A 19,677-nucleotide genomic window follows, 5' to 3' on the forward strand; every position below is an offset into this window, starting at 1 on the left:
ATTGACTGTGCCAAATAACCGAAGTTATTTGTATTGGTCACTAGTATCATTGATAAATCTTTCGACTTAACTTTTCAACGAGTGCCCACACAGATTGCATGGTCAAATTGTTAAAGAACAATACTGATTTCGTTGCTAGCCAGTGGCTTGCTCCGTGTCAGTGAGGTCGCATTATAGAGATTCAGATCACATTGGCAAGCTTTTTTTTCAATAAAAAACACTACAAAAACGCGATAGCTCAACATCTAATCACGAACGTAATAATCGTATATTTTGCACACTGAATATCTGACATTTCATATTTATTTAAAGCTCATTACCCGTTTTCCTAATGCTTGTCCTCTGAGATCTATAAATTTATATGTCGTCTTCGACACAAGGATAATGATCAAAAGAACAGAAACAACAAGTACATTATTATAAAAAGTCGAACCTAAATCGATAAACCGTGCCCCCTCTATCATTGGGGCGATTTATTTACCTAACACTTTTTGTCCTATTAATGCGACCGATGTAACCATAAAGAGAATAGCTGCGTGCGTTAAATAGATAGAATAAGACCATTTACCAAAGGATCGAAATACACTTCTATTTAACAGTTTTGAAATCGCACCAGACTCAAAAGCAAAAACAGCACAACAAGATAGAACATTACTTCAATTTTAATGGTCCATAATGCTGCATTAACGAAAGGTTGAAAATTATTTTCAAATAAACCAGGTAACGTCGGATGTAAGAAGTTAGCGAATAAATAATTAGACGCTAAGTATTTACCTGCACCAGAAATAATTATTGCACAGTTTTTTTATAATCAAAGTATCCCTCTCATTTCAGATAAGACCTTCACATAAATTATTATAAATAAAATGAGGGGTTACATGTCCACATTGAACAATCATACCTATCTTTCTGTTATATATGAGTAAATAAGACGATATATTTGATTATAAACTAAATAATTGAATAGCTACGTTACTCGATTGATTCAACGTAATTCAACAATCAAGTCAGATAACTTTCAGATTAGTGTAACAATTAATATGATACGAATCTCAGGAAGAAGTTGGTGAGCCTACTGTCTAAAAACAACAAAGCCCCAATCTTTCGATTAAGGCTTTGTTTGAAATTTGGTGCCCGAGGACGGACTTGAACCGTCACTCCCGAAGGAAACGGATTTTGAATCCGTCGTGTATACCAATTTCACCACTCGGGCTTATGGCGGCTATTATACGTATACAATGCAGCGAGGCAAGCCTTTATCGTTAAGATATTCAACCAATATCTTTAACCGCTATTTTTTCATCCTGTTTCCTTGTTTGTTGGTGATAATAGCACCACCACGTTACACATTCTGTAGCAATATCAAGCGTTCTCTGACTTATTGTTTACTGTTACACTCAGCACATATGGACACAGTTAGAAAAATCGGATGTTTTATGTCAAAATCAGCAAAAATAAAAAATACGACTTCCCCACAATATCCAACCTTATTTCGGCGTTTAGCCGCTTGGTTTTATGACGCTTTAATTGTCGCTGCAATTCTTATGCTAGCTGGCGGTATAGCAATGGCAGGAATAGCGCTCCTACTGCATTTAAATATTCTCGATTTAGCTCATTATGAAGATGTTAGTGCTTATTTAACGCATCATCCACAAGCTAACTTGCTTTACTCTAGCTACTTAGGCGCCGTAATTATTGGATTCTACACTTATTTTTGGACTCATGGCGGCCAAACGTTGGGTATGCGAGCATGGAAATTAAAAGTGCAAAATAAAGATGGGCGCCCAATTAGTATAACTCAAGCATTGATCCGCGCTGCAACTGCAGCCTTAGGGTTGGGGAACTTACTTGCATACAACACTAAACGTCGAGCGCTACAAGACGTGATGGCAGAATGTGAAATGATAGTGACAAAAGATATTCGCTAATGAAAAAGGAGCCGTTAGGCTCCTTTTTTAGTTTTATAGTTTGCGTCTTAACAAATATATCGTAATAAACAAGAACGCTAAACTTGGACCTAATGCCCCTAAGATAGGCGGTAATCGGTACACTAAGATCATTGGACCAAACACTTGGTCTGAAATATAAAATGCAAAACCAAAAATGACACCTGAAAGGACACGAGCCCCCATCGTAACCGAGCGAAGAGGACCAAAAACAAAAGATAATGCTAATAGCATCATAACAGCAATGGAGACTGGCTGAAGCGCTTTACGCCAGAATGCTAACTCATAACGAGAAGCATCTTGCTTGGTCTCTTTAAGATAATTTACATAATGATATAAGCCTGACAACGATAATTCTTCAGGTTTCACCGTTACAACGGCTAATTTATCTGGTGTTAATGTTGTTTCCCAGTGCTTATTTGCTATATGGCTATTGGTTAACTGATTACTACCTGTCATATCAGTTATGGTCACATCATGCATTGTCCAACCCGTCGCTTTATCGTAAGACGCGCGTTTTGCTGATGTTACATCGTCCAACTGACCTTTGTTGTCAAACTGCCAAATATTAACAACATCCACTTTATTGAGGTCATGAACACGCCCCATATAAATGAAGCTATTATCATTTTTAGCCCATACACTATTTTGTGCGGCAATCACACTACCGCCATAAACCCATGCCGAACGATATTCACGTGCCATTTTCTGCGCTTGCGGTGCTCCCCACTGCCCCAGTAAAACAACCACTATCATCATTGGGACTGCCGTCTTTAAGGTCGATAAACCGATATCAAGCTTAGAAAAACCTGCCGCTTGCATTACGACCAGCTCAGAGCTTGATGCCAGCATACCTAAACCAATTAATGCACCTAATAATACCGCCATAGGAAAAAACATAATGATGTCTTGCGGCATTGATAATAAGACAAAATACAGAGCTTTTAGGAGATCGTAGCTTCCTTGCCCCACTTTTCTTAACTGTTCAACATATTTAATGATCGCAGATAAGCCAACTAAGGTTGATAGTGTCAGTGAGAAAGTTGCAATGATCGTTCGACCTATATACCAGTCGAGAATTTTAAACATTAACTGCGTCTCCGTAATTTATCTTTAAGGCGTCGCACAGGCATTGAATCCCAGCTATTTAAAGCAAGAGCAACTAACAAGGTTGTAATATTAATTGGCCACATACCAATAGCTGACGGGATAATACCATCTTCAATCGCCGATTTTGCCGATGAGATCGCTAAGAAATAAGCGAGATAAATCAAAACAGCTGGTGCTAATTTTGCAAATCGTCCCTGACGTGGATTAACAGCAGACAGAGGCACAACAATCATCACTAACAATGGAATACAAAGCACTAAAGAGAAACGCCACTGTAATTCAGCTTTTGCTGCTAAGCTTTGATCTTTTATTAAGGCCATTGTGGGTTGGGCTTCCCAATCACGATTACCTGCTTTAACTTCACGTTGGCCTATTAGTGCTTGGTAGTCATTAAAATGAGTAATGGAATAATTCAGCTGAGTAGGAACACCTTCATATCGAGCGCCGTCATTCAATTCTAACATTTGACGACCATCAGATAATTCTTTAACTGTGCCATTATCAGCAACCATAACACTAGGTTGCAAAGTGTCAGTGGCTTTTAATTGTGCTACAAAAACCTTATGAAGCTTCGAGCCTTTATCAGTAATGTTATCAATAAAGATAACTCCACTTCCATTCGGTACCGGCTGAAACGTCCCCTTTACCAACATATTTAACGTTGGCCCAGCTTTTGTTTCTTCTTTAAGTTGCTCTATATGCTCTTGCGACCAAGGTGCAACCCAAAATGAATTCACTGCGGCAATAGCCCCCGTAATAACGGCCAAAGCTAATGCAGATTGGAGTAATAATTTTTTCCCCATCCCCGTTGCATTCATCACCGTGATTTCACTTTCAGCATATAACCTGCCGAACGTGAGTAAGATACCGATGTATAAACTCAAAGGGAGCATTAATAGTGCCATCGAAGGGATAGATAATCCCATGAAGGTTAGAATGAGATCACTCGGGATCGAGCCATCGGTTGCATCGGCTAAAATGCTAATAAACTTTTGGCTAATAAAGACAAGAAAAAGTACAAAAAGTACCGCTAATTGGCTCTTTAGTGTCTCTCTTGTCAAATACCTAACAATAATCACGCGTTATATTCCCATAGAAAACTTGTTTTTTTGATGGAATCACTATAGTTTTTCGTTAAATCAGTTATTTTTTTATCTTTCAGCTAAATGAAAGACTGCACTCTAAGCGTATACCGAAATCACGGCAGAGCAAACAAGTGTGGTATTATCCAACATTTAGCGTTAATTGTCTTTATTAGGATGTTAGGAGTACGCATGGAGTTCAGTGTAAAAAGCGGCAGCCCCGAAAAACAGCGTAGTGCTTGTATTGTTGTTGGCGTCTTTGAACCACGTCGCCTCTCTCCAATCGCGGAACAGCTAGATAAAATCAGTGATGGTTATATCAGCTCCTTACTGCGTCGTGGCGACCTTGAGGGTAAGCCGGGGCAAATGCTCTTACTACACCATGTACCAAATGTATTATCAGAGCGTGTTTTATTGGTCGGTTGTGGTAAAGAACGTGAACTTGATGAGCGCCAATATAAGCAAATCATCAAAAAAACAATCAGTACTTTAAATGAAACGGGCTCTATGGAAGCCGTGTGCTTCTTAACAGAGCTTCATGTTAAAGGTCGTGATACTTACTGGAAAGTTCGTCAAGCTGTCGAAACAACTAAAGATAGCTTATATACCTTTAACCAGTTTAAGAGTAATAAACCAGAGACTCGTCGTCCACTGCGTAAGCTAGTCTTTAATGTACCGACTCGTCGTGAGCTCTCGTTGGGTGAGCGCGCTATCAGCCATGGTCTGGCGATAGCATCAGGTGTTCGCGCAAGTAAAGACTTGGGTAATATGCCACCAAACGTGGCAAATCCAGCTTATCTTGCTTCACAAGCACGCCGTCTAGCCGATGATTTTGAGACTGTGAGTACTAAAATCATTGGTGAGCAAGAGATGCAATCTTTAGGGATGACATCATACCTTGCTGTGGGTCGTGGTTCTAAGAATGAAGCCATGATGTCGGTTATTGAGTACAAAGGTAACCCCGATTCAGACGCTAAGCCAATCGTGCTTGTCGGTAAAGGGTTAACTTTTGATTCAGGTGGTATTTCGATTAAACCTGGCGCTCAAATGGACGAAATGAAGTACGACATGTGTGGTGCAGCCTCTGTGTTCGGTACCATGAAAGCATTAGCTAAGCTTAATTTACCAATCAATGTAGTTGGTGTGTTAGCGGGCTGTGAAAATATGCCCGGCGGCAACGCTTATCGTCCTGGTGATATTTTAACCACTATGTCAGGTCAAACAGTTGAGGTATTAAATACCGATGCTGAAGGCCGCTTAGTGCTTTGTGATGCATTAACTTACGTTGAGCGTTTTGAACCTGAGTGTGTAATTGACGTTGCGACATTAACAGGTGCTTGTGTGGTTGCTTTAGGTAATCACATTAGTGGTTTAATGGGTAACCATAATCCACTGTCACATGAAATTATAAATGCATCAGAGCAATCAGGTGATCGCGCTTGGCGTCTGCCGATGAGCGATGAATACCAAGAGCAAATTGCTAGCCCATTTGCTGATATGGCAAACTTAGGCACGCCTGGTGCAGGAACTATAACTGCAGGTTGTTTCTTATCTCGCTTTACTAAAAAGTACAACTGGGCGCACCTTGATATTGCTGGTACCGCTTGGAAAGGTGGTGCAGCAAAAGGCTCTACCGGTCGACCAGTCCCTCTACTTGTCCAGTTCTTATTAAATAGAGCAGGCCAAGAGATCGTCGAGTAAAAGACATCGAAAAGGGCCGTAAGGCCCTTTTCTTTAGGAACAAAAAACCATGACTCATGCTACGTTTTATATAATCGATGACAAGCAAGAGAGTGCTGATAGTCACTTTCAGTGCCATTTTGCCTGTCATTTAGCAGCGATGAGTTACCGGCAAGGTAACAACGTTTACCTACTCGCAGCAAATAAACAACAAGCAGAACAAATAGATGAATATCTATGGCAGCAGGACCCTGATAGTTTTGTGCCCCACAACCTTGTAGGCGAAGGGCCTAATGGCGGCTCTCCCGTTGAGATTGGCTGGTCAACATTACGTCATACTGGACGCCGTGCTACGCTAATTAATTTAGCGGAAAACGCACCAAATTTTGCGGTTAGCTTTGCACAAGTGGTAGACTTCGTTCCTTGCGATGAAAAGCTCAAGCAGTTAGCGCGCGAGCGTTACAAGGCATATCGCCTTGCAGGCATTCAAATTACGACTGCCACTGCTACTGAGACGCCCTAATTCCACATAGAATCCTTCTAAGAGCGCTATGGAAAAGACATACAACCCACAATCAATTGAACAAGCGCTATATCAGCGCTGGGAAGAGGCTGGTTACTTCAAGCCTCATGGTGATACATCTAAAGATGCTTACAGCATTATGATCCCACCACCAAACGTCACAGGTAGCCTACACATGGGCCACGCGTTTCAGGATACCATCATGGATACCCTGATCCGTTGTGAGCGTATGAAAGGCAAAAACACCTTATGGCAGGTTGGTACTGACCACGCAGGTATTGCTACCCAAATGGTTGTGGAACGTAAGATTGCTGCTGAAGAAGGCAAAACAAAACACGATTACGGTCGTGATGCTTTCATCGATAAGATCTGGGAATGGAAAGGCGAATCTGGTGGCACGATCACTAAGCAGCTTCGTCGCCTTGGCGCATCAGTAGACTGGGATCGTGAGCGCTTCACGATGGATGATGGTCTATCAAATGCCGTTCAAGAAGTTTTCGTTCGTCTATACCAAGAAGATCTTCTTTACCGCGGTAAGCGCCTAGTTAACTGGGATCCTAAACTACATACTGCGATCTCAGATCTAGAAGTTGAAAACAAAGATAAAAAAGGCCACATGTGGCACTTCCGTTACCCATTAGCTGATGGCGTACAAACAGCGGAAGGTAAAGACTACATCGTTGTTGCAACTACGCGTCCTGAAACTATGCTGGGCGATACTGGTGTTGCCGTTAACCCTGAAGATCCACGTTACAAAGATCTGATCGGTAAAGAAATCATGCTTCCAATCGTTGGCCGTCGCATCCCTATCGTAGGTGATGAGCACGCAGACATGGAAAAAGGCACCGGTTGTGTGAAAATCACTCCTGCACACGATTTCAATGACTACGAAGTAGGTAAACGTCATAGCCTGCCTATGATCAACATCCTAACGTTCAATGCTGATATTCGTGATGCTGCTGAAGTATTCACAACTAATGGCGAGCCAAGTGATGCATACAGCACAGCGCTGCCAGAGAAATACCATGGCATGGAACGTTTTGCAGCACGTAAAGCGATTGTTGCTGAATTTGATGAACTAGGTCTACTAGAAGAAATCAAAGATCACGATCTAACGATCCCTTACGGTGACCGTGGTGGCGTGGTTATTGAACCAATGCTAACTGACCAATGGTACGTTCGTGCAGCACCGCTAGCAAAACCTGCTGTTGAAGCAGTTGAAAATGGTGATATTCAATTCGTGCCGAAGCAGTACGAAAACATGTACTTCGCTTGGATGCGTGACATTCAAGATTGGTGTATTTCACGTCAGCTATGGTGGGGTCACCGCATTCCAGCTTGGTACGATAACGACGGTAATGTTTACGTTGGTCGTAACGAAGCTGAAGTACGTGAAAAACATAACCTAGCACCAGTTGTCGTATTACGCCAAGACGATGATGTACTTGATACATGGTTCTCTTCAGCACTATGGACATTCGGTACGCAAGGCTGGCCAGAAAACACTGCTGATCTTCAAACCTTCCACCCATCTGATGTGTTGGTAACAGGTTTTGATATCATCTTCTTCTGGGTTGCACGTATGATCATGATGACCATGCACTTCTGTAAAGATGAAGACGGCAAGCCACAAGTCCCATTTAAAACAGTTTACGTAACGGGTCTTATCCGTGACGAAAATGGCGATAAAATGTCGAAATCTAAGGGTAACGTTATCGACCCTATCGACATGATCGACGGTATTGATCTTGAGTCTCTAGTAGAGAAGCGTTGTGGCAACATGATGCAGCCACAACTTGCAGCGAAGATTGAAAAAGCGACTCGTAAAACATTTGAGAACGGTATCGAACCTTACGGTACTGATGCCCTACGTTTCACTCTTGCTGCTATGGCTTCAACGGGCCGTGACATCAACTGGGACATGAAACGTCTTGAAGGTTACCGTAACTTCTGTAATAAGCTATGGAACGCAAGTCGTTACGTACTAATGAACACAGAAGATCAAGATTGCGGTTTCGCAGCAGGTAGTGAGCTTGACTACTCACTAGCAGACAAGTGGATTGAATCACAATTCCAGCTAGCGGCAAAAGAGTTCAATGCTCACATTGATAACTTCCGTTTAGATATGGCTGCAGGTGTACTTTATGAGTTCATCTGGAACCAATTCTGTGACTGGTACCTAGAACTAACTAAACCTGTTCTATGGAAAGGTACAGAAGCACAGCAACGTGCAACGCGTCATACTCTAATCACAGTGCTAGAGAAGACATTACGTCTTGCGCATCCTGTTCTTCCTTACATCACTGAATCTATCTGGCAGAGCGTTAAGCCACTTGTTGACGGTGTTGAAGGTGAAACCATCATGACTCAGGCATTGCCTCAGTTTGATGAAGCGCAATTTGACCAAGCAGCGATCACTGACATTGAGTTTGTTAAAGCGTTTATCACGAGTATTCGTAACCTACGTTCAGAATACGATATCGCGCCAAGTAAGCCATTATCAGTAATGCTAAAAGTGGCTGATGCAGCTGATACTGCACGTGTTGAAGCAAACCTGACGGTACTGAAATCTCTAGCAAAACTAGAAGAAGTGAAAGTATTGGCTGACGGTGAAGCAACACCAGCTTGTGCGACTGCACTTGTAGGCAAATCTGAATTGATGATCCCTATGGCGGGCTTGATTGATAAAGATGCAGAGCTTGCACGTTTAGACAAAGAAATCGCGAAAATGGAAGGCGAAATCAAACGTACTTCTGGCAAGCTAAGTAACGAAGGCTTCGTTGCTAAAGCGCCTGAAATCGTGATCACTAAAGAGCGTGAAAAGCTAGCCGGTTATGAAGAAACATTAGTGAAGCTTATTGAGCAAAAAGCAACGATTGCTGCGCTATAATCTCACCAATCATTCTTGATTAATAAAAACCGACAGTCACATACTGTCGGTTTTTTTATATTTCAAATTCCATCATCTCTTTTCAAACAATAGCTTTCACCTATTAGTAATATATAAAATAACAAATTTAGTTATTGCTAATATTCAATGATAATGACCTCATTAAATTGAGGATCACCCTATGAAAAAGACAATCAGTTTTGCCGCCATCCATTTTACTGTCGCTTTTAGCGTAGCTTACCTTCTTACTGGCGATATCATTATTGGTAGTTTAATTGCAATGATTGAGCCGATGGTTAATACCGTTGCCTTTTATTTCCATGAAAAAGTATGGCAAAACAAAACACTTAAACAGTCACGCTTTAGCACACCAAGTCGTAAAACCGTTAGCTTTGCTATTGTGCACTTCTGTGTCGCATTTAGTGTTGTGTACCTTCTTACTGGAGACATACTGATTGGTAGCCTAATGGCAATGATCGAGCCTTCAATTAATACCATGGCTTACTATTTCCATGAACGTGTATGGCAACGTAAAGATCACAACCAAGTAGAGACACATCAGCCAACTTGGCTAGATGCAATGGCTTGTCAGCACTGATAAACAGCGTGATAGATTAAACAGATTGACATTGTTGCAGGCTGCAACTACTTTAATTGCGTAGTGCAATTAAATTCAAGGATGGATCATGCAGCCCCAACAACTTCGTCAGCTCTCTCGCCAATTAGTCCGTCAACTCGGCATGCTAAATAGTCAATGTGGACAACTCGCCCTTACCCCTGTACAAGCCCACACTTTGATTGAACTCGAACAAGGGCCTTGTACGGTTAATCAAATGGCAGAGCGTTTACGGGTCGATAAATCCAATGCCAGCCGTAATTTAGCCATGTTACTCAACCAAGGATTGATCCATTCAATTGCCAACCCTAACGATAAACGTAGCCAACTCTCTCAGTTGACACCCAAGGGTATTCAAACACTCACCACTCTTCACCACCAGCTTGATCAAGATACCCAAACGATTTTAGATCAACTGGATCAAGATGAAATAGAGCAGTTAGAAACAAGTTTACGTCGTTACCATAAAGCTTTGACAATCACAGAGCATCAACAGGGATACGTACTAAGAGAAATCACGCCTTTAGATAATGCCGCCATTGCTGCACTTATTCGTCGTGTTTCAGCTGAATATGGATTAACCCCAGATAAAGGCTTTAGCGTTGCGGATCCTCATCTTGATGATCTATGCCAGCATTACCAATTACCGAAAAGTCGTTATTGGGTGATAGAAAAAAACAATCGTATTTTAGGCTGTGGCGGTGTAGCACCATTAGCGGGAGATGCACAGTGGAGTGAACTGCAAAAAGTCTTCTTCTTACCAGAGCTCAGAGGTAAGGGGTTAGCACGAGTATTAACTATTAAAGCATTAAAGTTTGCCCGAGAAAATGGTTTTAAAGGCTGTTATTTAGAAACTACTGAGGTATTGAAAGAAGCGGTGAAACTCTATCAATCTTTAGGCTTTGTCGATATTCCTACCGCATTAGGCAGTACTGGGCACAGTGTATGTGAAATTCACATGCTTAAAACTTTCTAATTCTTTAATTAGATAATAAAAAGCCTGCTCAGAGGCTCTCTCAGCAGGCTTTTTTAAAACGATATAATGTATTAGTAGCTTTGCTTTAAATGGTAAACACGTAAGCCTTGCACAACTTCATCGTAGCTGGCTGAACCAATGTATTTAATTTGGCGTTGGTGCTCAGGGACGAGCGTGAAACTTGAATCTTCAAAGCGACCTTCCCCTTCAAATTCCAAATGAACATAGAAAGCAGGTTTGCTGCTACTCAGCATCACTGATATTTCACCGTTCATTTCAGCAACTTCAAAGCGTAAATCAGGATCTTCTAATTCACATTCTTTAGGCTTAGCTGGGAACCATGTGTTTTCAATCAGTTTATCGCCGTTACGTAAATGCACATGGAAGAAGCCTTCAGTCTCGTGACCATCAAGATCCTCATTTAACCATTCCCAAACCACTTTCGTGCAATCGGGATCAAGGAACTCTGAAATAGGTTCACGATACAAAATCTCGCCTTCCCAACTCTGCCATACCACCTCACCTTTTAACTCAGCACTATTACGACCATCATTGATCAAGTGAAGTTTTACTCCTTGATCATCACGTATAAAGGTCGCCATCTGTGGCGCAAAGAAACGTCGAGTATGATAGTGCAACTGTTTCCAACGACCACTATATTCTAGCGAAGACCATGAGCTTACTGGCCAGCAATCATTCAATTGCCAGAATAAAATGCCACGGTTTGTCGGCTTATGTGCACGCCAATATTCTGCTGCCGTTTTAATCGCCATCGCTTGTTGTACTTGCGATAGGTACAACATATTGACGAAACCATTAGGGAAACGGAAATAGCGGGTAAACATTTCAGTGATAATAGAATTACCACGACTATTTTTCTGATGACATTCAAAACTTGGTGACGTGATATTCCAATCTTGCTCAGGAGCAAAGGTCTTCACTGTCGGCAGTGATGGCCATGATTGAAAACCAAATTCAGAGCAAAAACGTGGCGTGACAGTTTGGTAGGCTTCAAAATCTTTACCTGAATGCCATACATCCCAGAAATGCATATCGCCACGCTTATCATCGTGCCACGCATCGCCAAAATCTAACTCACCATTACACGGCGAACTCGCCCAAAAACGGCGAGAAGGATCTTCTTTTTCAACCACTTCAGCTAATGCACGATTTAAGCGATCATAATTAACAAGATATTTTTCGCGGTTTTGACGGGATTCCGGATACCAACTAATCGCACCTATCACTTCATTATCACCACACCATAAGGCTAGGCTTGCATGATCTTTTAATCGGCGGACTTGGTATTCAACTTCCTGTTTTACTTCTGCTACAAAATCAGGTGTTGAGGGGTACAGCGCACAAGCAAACATCAAATCTTGCCATACCATGATCCCTAATTCATCACACAACTCATAGAAGATATCTTTTTCATACATGCCCCCGCCCCAAACACGTAGCATGTTCATATTGGCAGCTAACGCATCTTCAAGCAAAGAACGATAACGTTGATCCGTCATACGTGAAGGCATCGCATCCATCGGGATCCAATTGGCACCCAATGCAGAGATCTCAACATCGTTAACTTTAAAGACCATACTTTGGCCAAGTTCATCATCTTCAGTGATCAATTCAAGCTTGCGCAGACCAATCTTCTTATTGATATAACTGCCATCAGCTTCAATTTTCAGATCATATAAACGTGGTTTGCCATACCCAGCAGGCCACCAACGACGAGGCTCTGCGATACGGAACAAGACACATGTTTTCGTTGCGTCACGATCAAGCGTTAGGTGAAAGGTTTGATCGTTAAACGTGACAGCTGCGTTTGCTAATCCTTTCTCTGATACCACTTCATAATTGAGCGTGACAGATAATTCGCACTCTTGATCTAGCCACTTTTGTTTCGTACTCACATGACTGATTCGAACATGCTCTATCGGTTGAAGCTCAATGTCACCATAAACACCAAGTACCGATAAACAAATTCCCCAATCCCAACCAGCATGACATTGTGTTTTACGCAAAGTATTCATGTGAGGAATTTGGTTATTCCCTTCAGCCCATGGCACTGGGAATGGTAGTTTATCTGCGCGTTTTTTAGCGGCTAAATCAGCACGATGTAAGACAATCTCAATACGATTGCTACCCACTTGCAGACAGCTTAATACATCCACTTTATGACGCATGAACATATTATTAAAATCAGCCACGGTATGGCCGTTTACACGGATCTCGGCAACGGTATCTAAGTGATCCATTACTAAGTCCATCGCATTACAAGCTAACTGCCCTTCGGTTAACTCAAACTGTCGACTAACAACCCAATCGCATTCACCGACCCATTGAACTTTCTTTTCATTGGTAGCCCAATATGGATCAGGGATCTCGCCTGCAGCATAAAGCGCAGAATGTACATCGCCTGGCAATTCAATATGAAGATCTTGTAGTGCCGCTCGTTGAACACAGGTTAACTGCCATTGACCATTAAGCGAAATTGTCATCAATAACTCCAGCACTGAGCGTACTCAGTCAGCTTGATAATAAAACAAATAAATTTACGCAATTTTTTCTAGTGCACCGTGATCGTGATTACGCTTTGTTCATCTCAAAACATAAAAAGATCGATAACCACGGCTAAAAGGAGAAAAAGCCAGCAAAATGCCGGCTTTTAATTATTCAATCTGATTTTTACGATTATTCTTCGTCTTCGAACTCTTCTTCGTCATCTTCATCAGACTCGAAGTAAGTGCCCCAACCGTCGTAATCGATATTGTGTTTTTCAGCAAGTTTGATTAACTTTTCTGCTTGTTCGTCAATCAACTCAGCGTTCAGTGCTGATTCCATTACAGCATCGAAACAAACAACTTTACCGCCGCCATCTTCTGGTGCTAGTTCAAGCTCTTCTGCTTCTAAAACTTCAAAACCAAGTTTAAAGGCTTCTACAGCAGCACCTTCTAACTCTTCAAACGTATCCGCTGAAAAGTGGTGCTCAATCGTATAAAGAGCATCTGGCTCACTGCCATCTTCAAGTAACGCGGCAATAATTTCGCGTGTTTCTTCTTTTTGCTCTTCGATCAGTTCTGCATAAGACATGGGTTCACTCCGACTGTGGAATCAATTTGCTGGCAAATATCGCATGGTTTGCCATCAATTACCACCTGTTAGTGAGAAGCACAGATAATTAGTCTTACCTTGGGTTTTAGCGTTCATATTCAGCACTCTTATTACTCTCGAAAAAACTAAGGAAACCAAATAATCTTGCATAATAAGCGCACAGCTATTCACAACACAGTAATAATAAGATAAACATAAAGTAACAATAACGAATATCTAGCAACCTAGTCACAACAAGGGGGGTATTCGGTTAGAAACATTATAAAATGAAAGAGGGAACTATCATGGCTTTTAATCTTCGTAACCGTAACTTCCTTAAATTATTAGATTTTACTCCACGAGAAATTCAACATCTTCTCGATTTATCTGCTGAATTAAAAAAAGCCAAATACAATGGTTACGAGCAGCCACGCTTAAGCGGAAAAAATATTGCGCTCATATTTGAAAAATCATCGACCCGTACTCGTTGTGCATTTGAAGTGGCGGCTTTTGATCAAGGCGCAAAAGTGACATATCTTGGCCCATCAGGCTCACAAATCGGCCACAAAGAATCAATGAAAGACACCGCGCGCGTATTGGGTCGCATGTATGATGGCATTGAATACCGCGGCTTTGGTCAAGCCGTTGTTGAAGAGTTGGGGCAATATGCTGGAGTACCAGTTTGGAATGGGTTAACCGATGAATTCCACCCGACTCAAATTTTAGCTGATTTTCTAACGATGCAAGAACATGGTCGTGGCAAGCAACTCCATGAAATCACCTTTGCTTATTTAGGTGATGCGCGTAATAACATGGGAAATTCATTACTCGTTGGGGCAGCGAAAATGGGGATGGATATTCGTCTCGTTGCGCCAAAAGCGTTCTGGCCTGAAAGCGAGTTAGTAGCACAGTGTCGTGAAATTGCATCAGAGACAGGCGCGAAAATCACTCTCACAGAAAATGTGCAAGAAGGTGTTCAAGGATGTGACTTTTTATATACTGATGTATGGGTTTCAATGGGTGAAGCAAAAGAAGCGTGGGCTGAGCGTATTCAGTTAATGCTCCCTTATCAAGTCAATATGGACTTACTGAAAGCAACAGGTAATCCTCATGTGAAATTTATGCATTGCTTACCCGCTTTCCATGGCGAAGATACCACTATTGGTAAGGAGCTCGCGCAAGAATATCCTGAACTGGCCCAAGGCGTTGAAGTCACCGATGAAGTCATTGAATCCAAACATTCAATTGTTTTTGATGAAGCAGAGAATCGTATGCACACCATTAAAGCAGTCATGGTTGCCACACTGGGGCATTAATAAATGCCTGTTGATAGTTTTAGCAAACGCTTGCGTCACTTAAAAATGACGGTATAATCCTTGCCAATTTGTCGAACACGAGCTAAGAGATGAACCTGACAATAACTCCACTACAGAATTATCGTCACCGCTTTTTAACGCAGGTTCGTGTTTCTATTTTCATAAAAAAAGCCTCCTTTTATTAAGGAGGCTTTTTTTTGTCTGTAAATCGGCAAGGATCACGGTGAATGCCGTATTGAGCGTTATTTATTTTATTTTGAGGGAAAGAAACCATGGCTAATTCGCTGTTTAAAAAGCATATTATTTCCATCCCAGAGCTTAGTCGCGCAGAGCTTGAATTAATTATCCAAACCGCAGGACAATTGAAAGCTGATCCTAATCCTGAACTACTAAAAAACAAAGTGATTGCAAGTTGCTTCTTTGAACCATCAACCCGTACCCGACTATCATTTGAAACCGCTATTCAACGTTTAGGCGGGACTGTGGTGGGGTTTGATAGCGCAGGCAATACGTCTCTAGCCAATAAAGGCGAAACGCTCTCTGATTCAGTACAAGTGATTACTTCATACGTTGACGCTTTCGTTATGCGTCACCCTCAAGAAGGCGCTGCTCGTTTGGCATCTGAATTCTCTAACGGTATTCCAGTTATCAATGGTGGTGATGGTGCAAACCAACACCCAACGCAGACCCTTTTAGATCTGTTCACCATCTACGAAACCCAAGGCACGTTAGATAACATTAATATTGCCTTTGTTGGCGACTTAAAATACGGACGTACGGTTCACTCGTTAACTCAAGCCTTATCTAAATTTGAGAACGTAAAATTCTTTTTCATCGCGCCAGAAGTACTCGCGATGCCTGACTATATTTGTGAAGAGTTAGATGACGCAGGTATTGCTTATAGCCTTCATAGTGATATGGAAGATGTGATCCCTGAGCTTGATATCCTTTATATGACGCGAGTACAAAAAGAACGTTTTGATGAATCAGAATACGCCCACATGAAGGCGGCTTATATATTAACGGCGAAGATGCTAGAAGGTGCACGTGACAACTTAAAAGTGCTGCATCCACTACCACGTGTTGATGAAATTACCGTGGATGTTGATAAAACTAAACATGCTTACTTTTTCCAGCAAGCAGAAAATGGTGTTTACGCACGTCAGGCGCTATTAGCCCTAGTTCTTAACGAAACCTTATAAGCAGGAGCGATGATCATGTCTAAAGAAACCCAACTTAAAGTTGAAGCAATCAAAAACGGCACTGTTATCGACCATATTCCTGCGCATGTGGGTATCAAGGTACTTAAACTATTTAATATGGATAACTCGAACCAACGAGTGACAATTGGTTTGAACCTGCCTTCATCAGCCCTTGGTGCAAAAGATTTGATCAAGATTGAAAATGTCTTTATCAATGAAGATCAAGCTAACCAACTGGCACTGTATGCACCGAAAGCAACCGTTAACCAAATTGAAAATTATGAAGTAGTAAAGAAACTTAACTTATCATTACCTGACTTTATTAGTGCAGTATTTAAGTGTCCAAACACTAACTGTATTTCACACGGTGAGCCAGTAAGTAGTGGCTTTAAGGTACTGACTAAAAAAGCAGATATTCAACTTAAATGTAAATACTGCGAAAAAGTTTTCTCTCGTGAAATCGTGACAGAGTGCAACGCATAACTTTGTTATCAACTGCCCGTTAGCTTCATAGCGGGCTTTATTCTTTAAATCTCTCCCCACAAACAACAAAAATACCACTAAGACATTATTTAGTGATAAACATCAAGTTTCTTATTATTCCTCCCTGCTACCATCTTTGCATTAAATATCACTAAAAGTGATTATTCTTGCAGCATTGCACCAATCAAAATGCATAAAGAACAATAAGGAGATGTCCATGAATGGACATGAATCCCCCGGAATCATCAGTCATTATTGCGAAAAAAACATGACAGCCGTTTGTAAACGATTATTACAAACGCACAATTATTCAACTCAAGATCATATTCGCAACGCTCTAATTAAAGAGGGGTTTGATGATATCAGCCAATCCACCGTTTCACGTCTACTCACTAAGCTCAAAATAATAAAAGCTCCGAACGTCTATGGTAAGCGGGTGTATTGTGTTACTGAAACCACCAACCCTACATATATTGACTCTGAGATCGCTTCACAAATTGAGTTTGTTACTCATAATAACTTAGTGATTGTTGTTAAAACCCACCCGGGATCAGCACAACTCATCGCAAGAATTATTGACCTTCATCCACATCAAGAAATTTTAGGAACCATAGCTGGCAATGACACTATAATGGTTGCACCTTGTCATATTGATCGGATCAGTGATTGTGAAGAAGCCGTTTGTCTAAGTCTTGGTATGATATAAAAACGTTCTAACCAGCTTGAATCTTCCTAACTTAGCCCCCATAACATCATCAATCAGGTAGCGTGACGCGTCACTTACGCTATAACAATTAAACATAAGTAAGGGTAAACAATGACTAAGGTTCTTCATACAGAGCAAGCTCCTGCAGCAATCGGTCCATACGTACAAGGTGTTGATCTTGGTAATATGGTACTCACTTCAGGTCAGATCCCTGTAAACCCAGCAACAGGTGAAGTACCAGAAGAAATTGCAGCGCAAGCTCGCCAATCTTTAGACAATGTAAAAGCAGTCGTTGAATCTTCAGGTCTTCAGGTTTCTGACATTGTTAAGATGACGGTTTTTGTTAAAGATCTAAATGACTTCGCAGCCGTTAACGAAGTATATGGTAGCTTCTTTGATGAACATAACGCACCTTACCCAGCACGCTCTTGTGTTGAAGTTGCACGTTTACCAAAAGATGTAAAAATTGAAATTGAAGCAATTGCTGTTCGTAAATAATCGTTGCTAATAAACGTTTAATTACCTCTTAATTTGCTATAAAAAAAGCTGCTAACGGAATCTCGATAGCAGCTTTTTTATGAATAAAACAACGCTAATTACTTAGTGGCAAAAGCAAAAACTTGACTAAACCATGCTGTAAATAACTCAGGCTGAGTCTTTAGCGTTTGTTTAATCGCCTCTTCAGACCACCAGCGGTAATCCATCACTTCATCAGCGTTAGGAACAACCTTTATCTCGCCAGCATCAGCTACCAACACATGATCGAGCTCATGCTCAAACAGTTGGTTATCAAGCTCTGCGTAATAGCAGAAGTGACCAATATCAGACAACGAAGTCACTTCCGTGATCCCCATTTCTTCAGCTAAACGTCGTATCCCTGCTTGCTCTATCGACTCATGTTGGCGAGGGTGTGAACAACACGTGTTAGTCCACAACCCACCACTATGATATTTGTGCAACGCGCGTTGATGAAGTAAGTATTCACGGCCAGACGTGGTATTTCGATACAACAAAACCGAAAAAGCCAAATGCAAAGCACCTTGTTTATGCGCTGCCATTTTCTCTTGTAAGCCTTGATATTCACCTTGGTTATCAACCAAGACTACATATTCTTCAGTCATCACTCTTTACTACTGTTATAAAATTCCCCCTGATATTCAGGGGTTAAAATAAAACAAGGACATGTGATAAACATGTCCTTGTTTATTAATACTTACGAAACAAACAAATTAGCGTTTACTACGCTCACTCGCTTCTGCATTAAGCTCTGCTAATTTTTCAGCCATAACATCATGACAACGGCTAGAGAGACTGCGAACATCTTCCTTATGTAAACCGTCCGTTGAAATCGGCTTCATCAGTTCGACAATCACTACACCGTTATCCCAGCGATTTAACCTAACATGATCAGTTGAACTACAGACAATCGGTACAACAGGAACGTTCGCGCCAATTGCAGCATGGAAAGCACCAGTTTTAAACGGCAATAAACCACGACCACGAGAGCGAGTGCCTTCAGGGAACATCCACACTGACACTTTGTTTTGCTTAATTTTATCGACAACTTGACCTATGGTACCCACCGCTTTACTGCGGTTTGCGCGATCAATTAAGATGTTACCCGTGATCCAGTATAGCTGACCAAATAACGGTATCCATACTAAACTTTTCTTCCCCACAGTAACGGTACGAGGCATGACAGCACCAGAAACCGTAAAAAGATCATAAGTATTCTGGTGGTTAGCAATATAGATAGCAGAACCTACTTTTTCAGCACCCTCGGCATATCGGAACTCTAATTTGATCCCCAGTACACGTGACATTTTGCTAAACAAACGTCCAAAGGTATAAACGTGTTTAGGGTTACGTGGGCTTAATAAACAATATCCGCAACCAAAAATAAACGTCACAATAGCAAAAATTGCGATAGCAAATATCCGCAAAACAAAAATCATTCTAGCTCTCCTCAGCGTACAAGCGTTCGCTAGTATACTCACAGCAAGAGAAAATACACGTTTTATGTGTATTCTTTACTCACTTGTTATTAACTT

17 protein-coding genes and 1 tRNA gene are annotated in these 19,677 nt (G+C 41.4%); 11 read left to right on the top strand and 7 right to left on the bottom strand.

The window, feature by feature from the left end; genetic code table 11:
• Positions 1 to 1,128: 1,128 nt before the first annotated feature.
• Positions 1,129 to 1,213, bottom strand: a tRNA-Leu gene (locus CTN01_RS16635).
• Positions 1,214 to 1,436: 223 nt separating this feature from the next.
• On the opposite strand from CTN01_RS16635, the gene CTN01_RS16640 reads away from it, so the two are divergent.
• The gene (locus tag CTN01_RS16640; RefSeq protein WP_045148669.1) at positions 1,437 to 1,928 is read left to right on the top strand and encodes an RDD family protein; all 492 of its coding nucleotides are present in this window, start codon (positions 1,437 to 1,439) and stop codon (positions 1,926 to 1,928) included.
• A gap of 33 nt (positions 1,929 to 1,961) precedes the next feature.
• Here the strand turns inward: CTN01_RS16640 and lptG are convergent, their stop codons facing one another.
• Both lptG and lptF read right to left on the bottom strand, forming a co-directional pair.
• Positions 1,962 to 3,035, bottom strand: coding sequence for an LPS export ABC transporter permease LptG (gene lptG / locus CTN01_RS16645; RefSeq protein ID WP_045148671.1), 1,074 nt, complete (start codon positions 3,033 to 3,035; stop codon positions 1,962 to 1,964).
• A complete protein-coding gene (lptF, locus tag CTN01_RS16650; protein ID WP_045148673.1) occupies positions 3,035 to 4,135 on the bottom strand; it encodes an LPS export ABC transporter permease LptF in 1,101 nt (366 codons plus the stop codon). The genes lptG and lptF overlap by 1 nt, the downstream gene beginning before the upstream one ends.
• 195 nt (positions 4,136 to 4,330) lie before the next feature.
• On the opposite strand from lptF, the gene pepA reads away from it, so the two are divergent.
• From pepA to CTN01_RS16675, 5 genes are all read left to right on the top strand, one after another.
• Positions 4,331 to 5,839, top strand: coding sequence for a leucyl aminopeptidase (gene pepA, locus CTN01_RS16655; RefSeq protein ID WP_005369773.1), 1,509 nt, complete (start codon positions 4,331 to 4,333; stop codon positions 5,837 to 5,839).
• 49 nt (positions 5,840 to 5,888) lie between these two features.
• A complete protein-coding gene (locus tag CTN01_RS16660) occupies positions 5,889 to 6,341 on the top strand; it encodes a DNA polymerase III subunit chi (protein ID WP_005369774.1) in 453 nt (150 codons plus the stop codon).
• Between the two features lie 28 nt (positions 6,342 to 6,369).
• The gene (locus tag CTN01_RS16665) at positions 6,370 to 9,231 is read left to right on the top strand and encodes a valine--tRNA ligase (protein ID WP_045148675.1); all 2,862 of its coding nucleotides are present in this window, start codon (positions 6,370 to 6,372) and stop codon (positions 9,229 to 9,231) included.
• Between the two features lie 181 nt (positions 9,232 to 9,412).
• Positions 9,413 to 9,829, top strand: a complete 417-nt coding sequence (locus CTN01_RS16670) for a DUF2061 domain-containing protein (protein ID WP_045148677.1) — start codon at positions 9,413 to 9,415, stop codon at positions 9,827 to 9,829.
• Between the two features lie 88 nt (positions 9,830 to 9,917).
• Positions 9,918 to 10,823, top strand: a complete 906-nt coding sequence (locus CTN01_RS16675) for a bifunctional helix-turn-helix transcriptional regulator/GNAT family N-acetyltransferase (protein ID WP_080896192.1) — start codon at positions 9,918 to 9,920, stop codon at positions 10,821 to 10,823.
• Positions 10,824 to 10,894: 71 nt separating this feature from the next.
• Here the strand turns inward: CTN01_RS16675 and CTN01_RS16680 are convergent, their stop codons facing one another.
• Together CTN01_RS16680 and rraB are read right to left on the bottom strand one after the other, a co-directional pair.
• Entirely contained in the window at positions 10,895 to 13,327 is a 2,433-nt protein-coding gene (locus CTN01_RS16680) for a beta-mannosidase (protein ID WP_045148678.1), read from the bottom strand.
• Between the two features lie 193 nt (positions 13,328 to 13,520).
• Complete coding sequence (gene rraB / locus CTN01_RS16685) at positions 13,521 to 13,919, bottom strand: ribonuclease E inhibitor RraB (protein WP_005369784.1); 399 nt, start codon at positions 13,917 to 13,919, stop codon at positions 13,521 to 13,523.
• A gap of 305 nt (positions 13,920 to 14,224) precedes the next feature.
• Between rraB and CTN01_RS16690 the strand changes: the two genes are divergently transcribed.
• The 5 genes from CTN01_RS16690 to CTN01_RS16710 all read left to right on the top strand — a co-directional run bounded on the left by CTN01_RS16690 (position 14,225) and on the right by CTN01_RS16710 (position 18,124).
• Positions 14,225 to 15,235 carry an ornithine carbamoyltransferase gene (locus CTN01_RS16690; RefSeq protein WP_045148680.1) on the top strand — a complete coding sequence of 337 codons (1,011 nt, stop codon included), beginning with the start codon at positions 14,225 to 14,227 and terminating at the stop codon, positions 15,233 to 15,235.
• A gap of 272 nt (positions 15,236 to 15,507) precedes the next feature.
• A complete protein-coding gene (gene pyrB, locus CTN01_RS16695; RefSeq protein ID WP_005369787.1) occupies positions 15,508 to 16,437 on the top strand; it encodes an aspartate carbamoyltransferase in 930 nt (309 codons plus the stop codon).
• 15 nt (positions 16,438 to 16,452) lie between these two features.
• A complete protein-coding gene (gene pyrI / locus CTN01_RS16700; protein WP_045083496.1) occupies positions 16,453 to 16,920 on the top strand; it encodes an aspartate carbamoyltransferase regulatory subunit in 468 nt (155 codons plus the stop codon).
• A gap of 217 nt (positions 16,921 to 17,137) precedes the next feature.
• On the top strand, positions 17,138 to 17,626 hold the full coding sequence (locus tag CTN01_RS16705; protein WP_045083497.1) for an arginine repressor: 489 nt from the start codon (positions 17,138 to 17,140) through the stop codon (positions 17,624 to 17,626).
• Positions 17,627 to 17,737: 111 nt separating this feature from the next.
• On the top strand, positions 17,738 to 18,124 hold the full coding sequence (locus CTN01_RS16710; RefSeq protein ID WP_005369791.1) for a RidA family protein: 387 nt from the start codon (positions 17,738 to 17,740) through the stop codon (positions 18,122 to 18,124).
• Between the two features lie 98 nt (positions 18,125 to 18,222).
• Here CTN01_RS16710 and idi read toward each other — a convergent pair whose 3' ends face one another.
• Positions 18,223 to 18,747, bottom strand: a complete 525-nt coding sequence (gene idi / locus CTN01_RS16715) for an isopentenyl-diphosphate Delta-isomerase (RefSeq protein ID WP_045128280.1) — start codon at positions 18,745 to 18,747, stop codon at positions 18,223 to 18,225.
• Positions 18,748 to 18,855: 108 nt separating this feature from the next.
• Entirely contained in the window at positions 18,856 to 19,581 is a 726-nt protein-coding gene (locus tag CTN01_RS16720; RefSeq protein WP_045083499.1) for a 1-acylglycerol-3-phosphate O-acyltransferase, read from the bottom strand.
• Between the last annotated feature and the right edge of the window lie 96 nt (positions 19,582 to 19,677).

The organism is Photobacterium angustum (assembly GCF_003026365.1).
Classification (GTDB): Bacteria; Pseudomonadota; Gammaproteobacteria; order Enterobacterales; family Vibrionaceae; genus Photobacterium; species Photobacterium angustum.

What these genes read in the sequence shown, in the direction of transcription:
- CTN01_RS16640 (WP_045148669.1), top strand. Translation starts at nt 1,437, where the DNA reads ATGTCAAAATCAGCAAAAATAAAAAATACGACTTCCCCACAATATCCA.
- lptG (WP_045148671.1), bottom strand. Translation starts at nt 3,035, where the DNA reads ATGTTTAAAATTCTCGACTGGTATATAGGTCGAACGATCATTGCAACT.
- pepA (WP_005369773.1), top strand. Translation starts at nt 4,331, where the DNA reads ATGGAGTTCAGTGTAAAAAGCGGCAGCCCCGAAAAACAGCGTAGTGCT.
- CTN01_RS16660 (WP_005369774.1), top strand. Translation starts at nt 5,889, where the DNA reads ATGACTCATGCTACGTTTTATATAATCGATGACAAGCAAGAGAGTGCT.
- CTN01_RS16665 (WP_045148675.1), top strand. Translation starts at nt 6,370, where the DNA reads ATGGAAAAGACATACAACCCACAATCAATTGAACAAGCGCTATATCAG.
- CTN01_RS16670 (WP_045148677.1), top strand. Translation starts at nt 9,413, where the DNA reads ATGAAAAAGACAATCAGTTTTGCCGCCATCCATTTTACTGTCGCTTTT.
- CTN01_RS16675 (WP_080896192.1), top strand. Translation starts at nt 9,918, where the DNA reads ATGCAGCCCCAACAACTTCGTCAGCTCTCTCGCCAATTAGTCCGTCAA.
- CTN01_RS16680 (WP_045148678.1), bottom strand. Translation starts at nt 13,327, where the DNA reads ATGACAATTTCGCTTAATGGTCAATGGCAGTTAACCTGTGTTCAACGA.
- rraB (WP_005369784.1), bottom strand. Translation starts at nt 13,919, where the DNA reads ATGTCTTATGCAGAACTGATCGAAGAGCAAAAAGAAGAAACACGCGAA.
- CTN01_RS16690 (WP_045148680.1), top strand. Translation starts at nt 14,225, where the DNA reads ATGGCTTTTAATCTTCGTAACCGTAACTTCCTTAAATTATTAGATTTT.
- pyrB (WP_005369787.1), top strand. Translation starts at nt 15,508, where the DNA reads ATGGCTAATTCGCTGTTTAAAAAGCATATTATTTCCATCCCAGAGCTT.
- pyrI (WP_045083496.1), top strand. Translation starts at nt 16,453, where the DNA reads ATGTCTAAAGAAACCCAACTTAAAGTTGAAGCAATCAAAAACGGCACT.
- CTN01_RS16705 (WP_045083497.1), top strand. Translation starts at nt 17,138, where the DNA reads ATGAATGGACATGAATCCCCCGGAATCATCAGTCATTATTGCGAAAAA.
- CTN01_RS16710 (WP_005369791.1), top strand. Translation starts at nt 17,738, where the DNA reads ATGACTAAGGTTCTTCATACAGAGCAAGCTCCTGCAGCAATCGGTCCA.
- idi (WP_045128280.1), bottom strand. Translation starts at nt 18,747, where the DNA reads ATGACTGAAGAATATGTAGTCTTGGTTGATAACCAAGGTGAATATCAA.
- CTN01_RS16720 (WP_045083499.1), bottom strand. Translation starts at nt 19,581, where the DNA reads ATGATTTTTGTTTTGCGGATATTTGCTATCGCAATTTTTGCTATTGTG.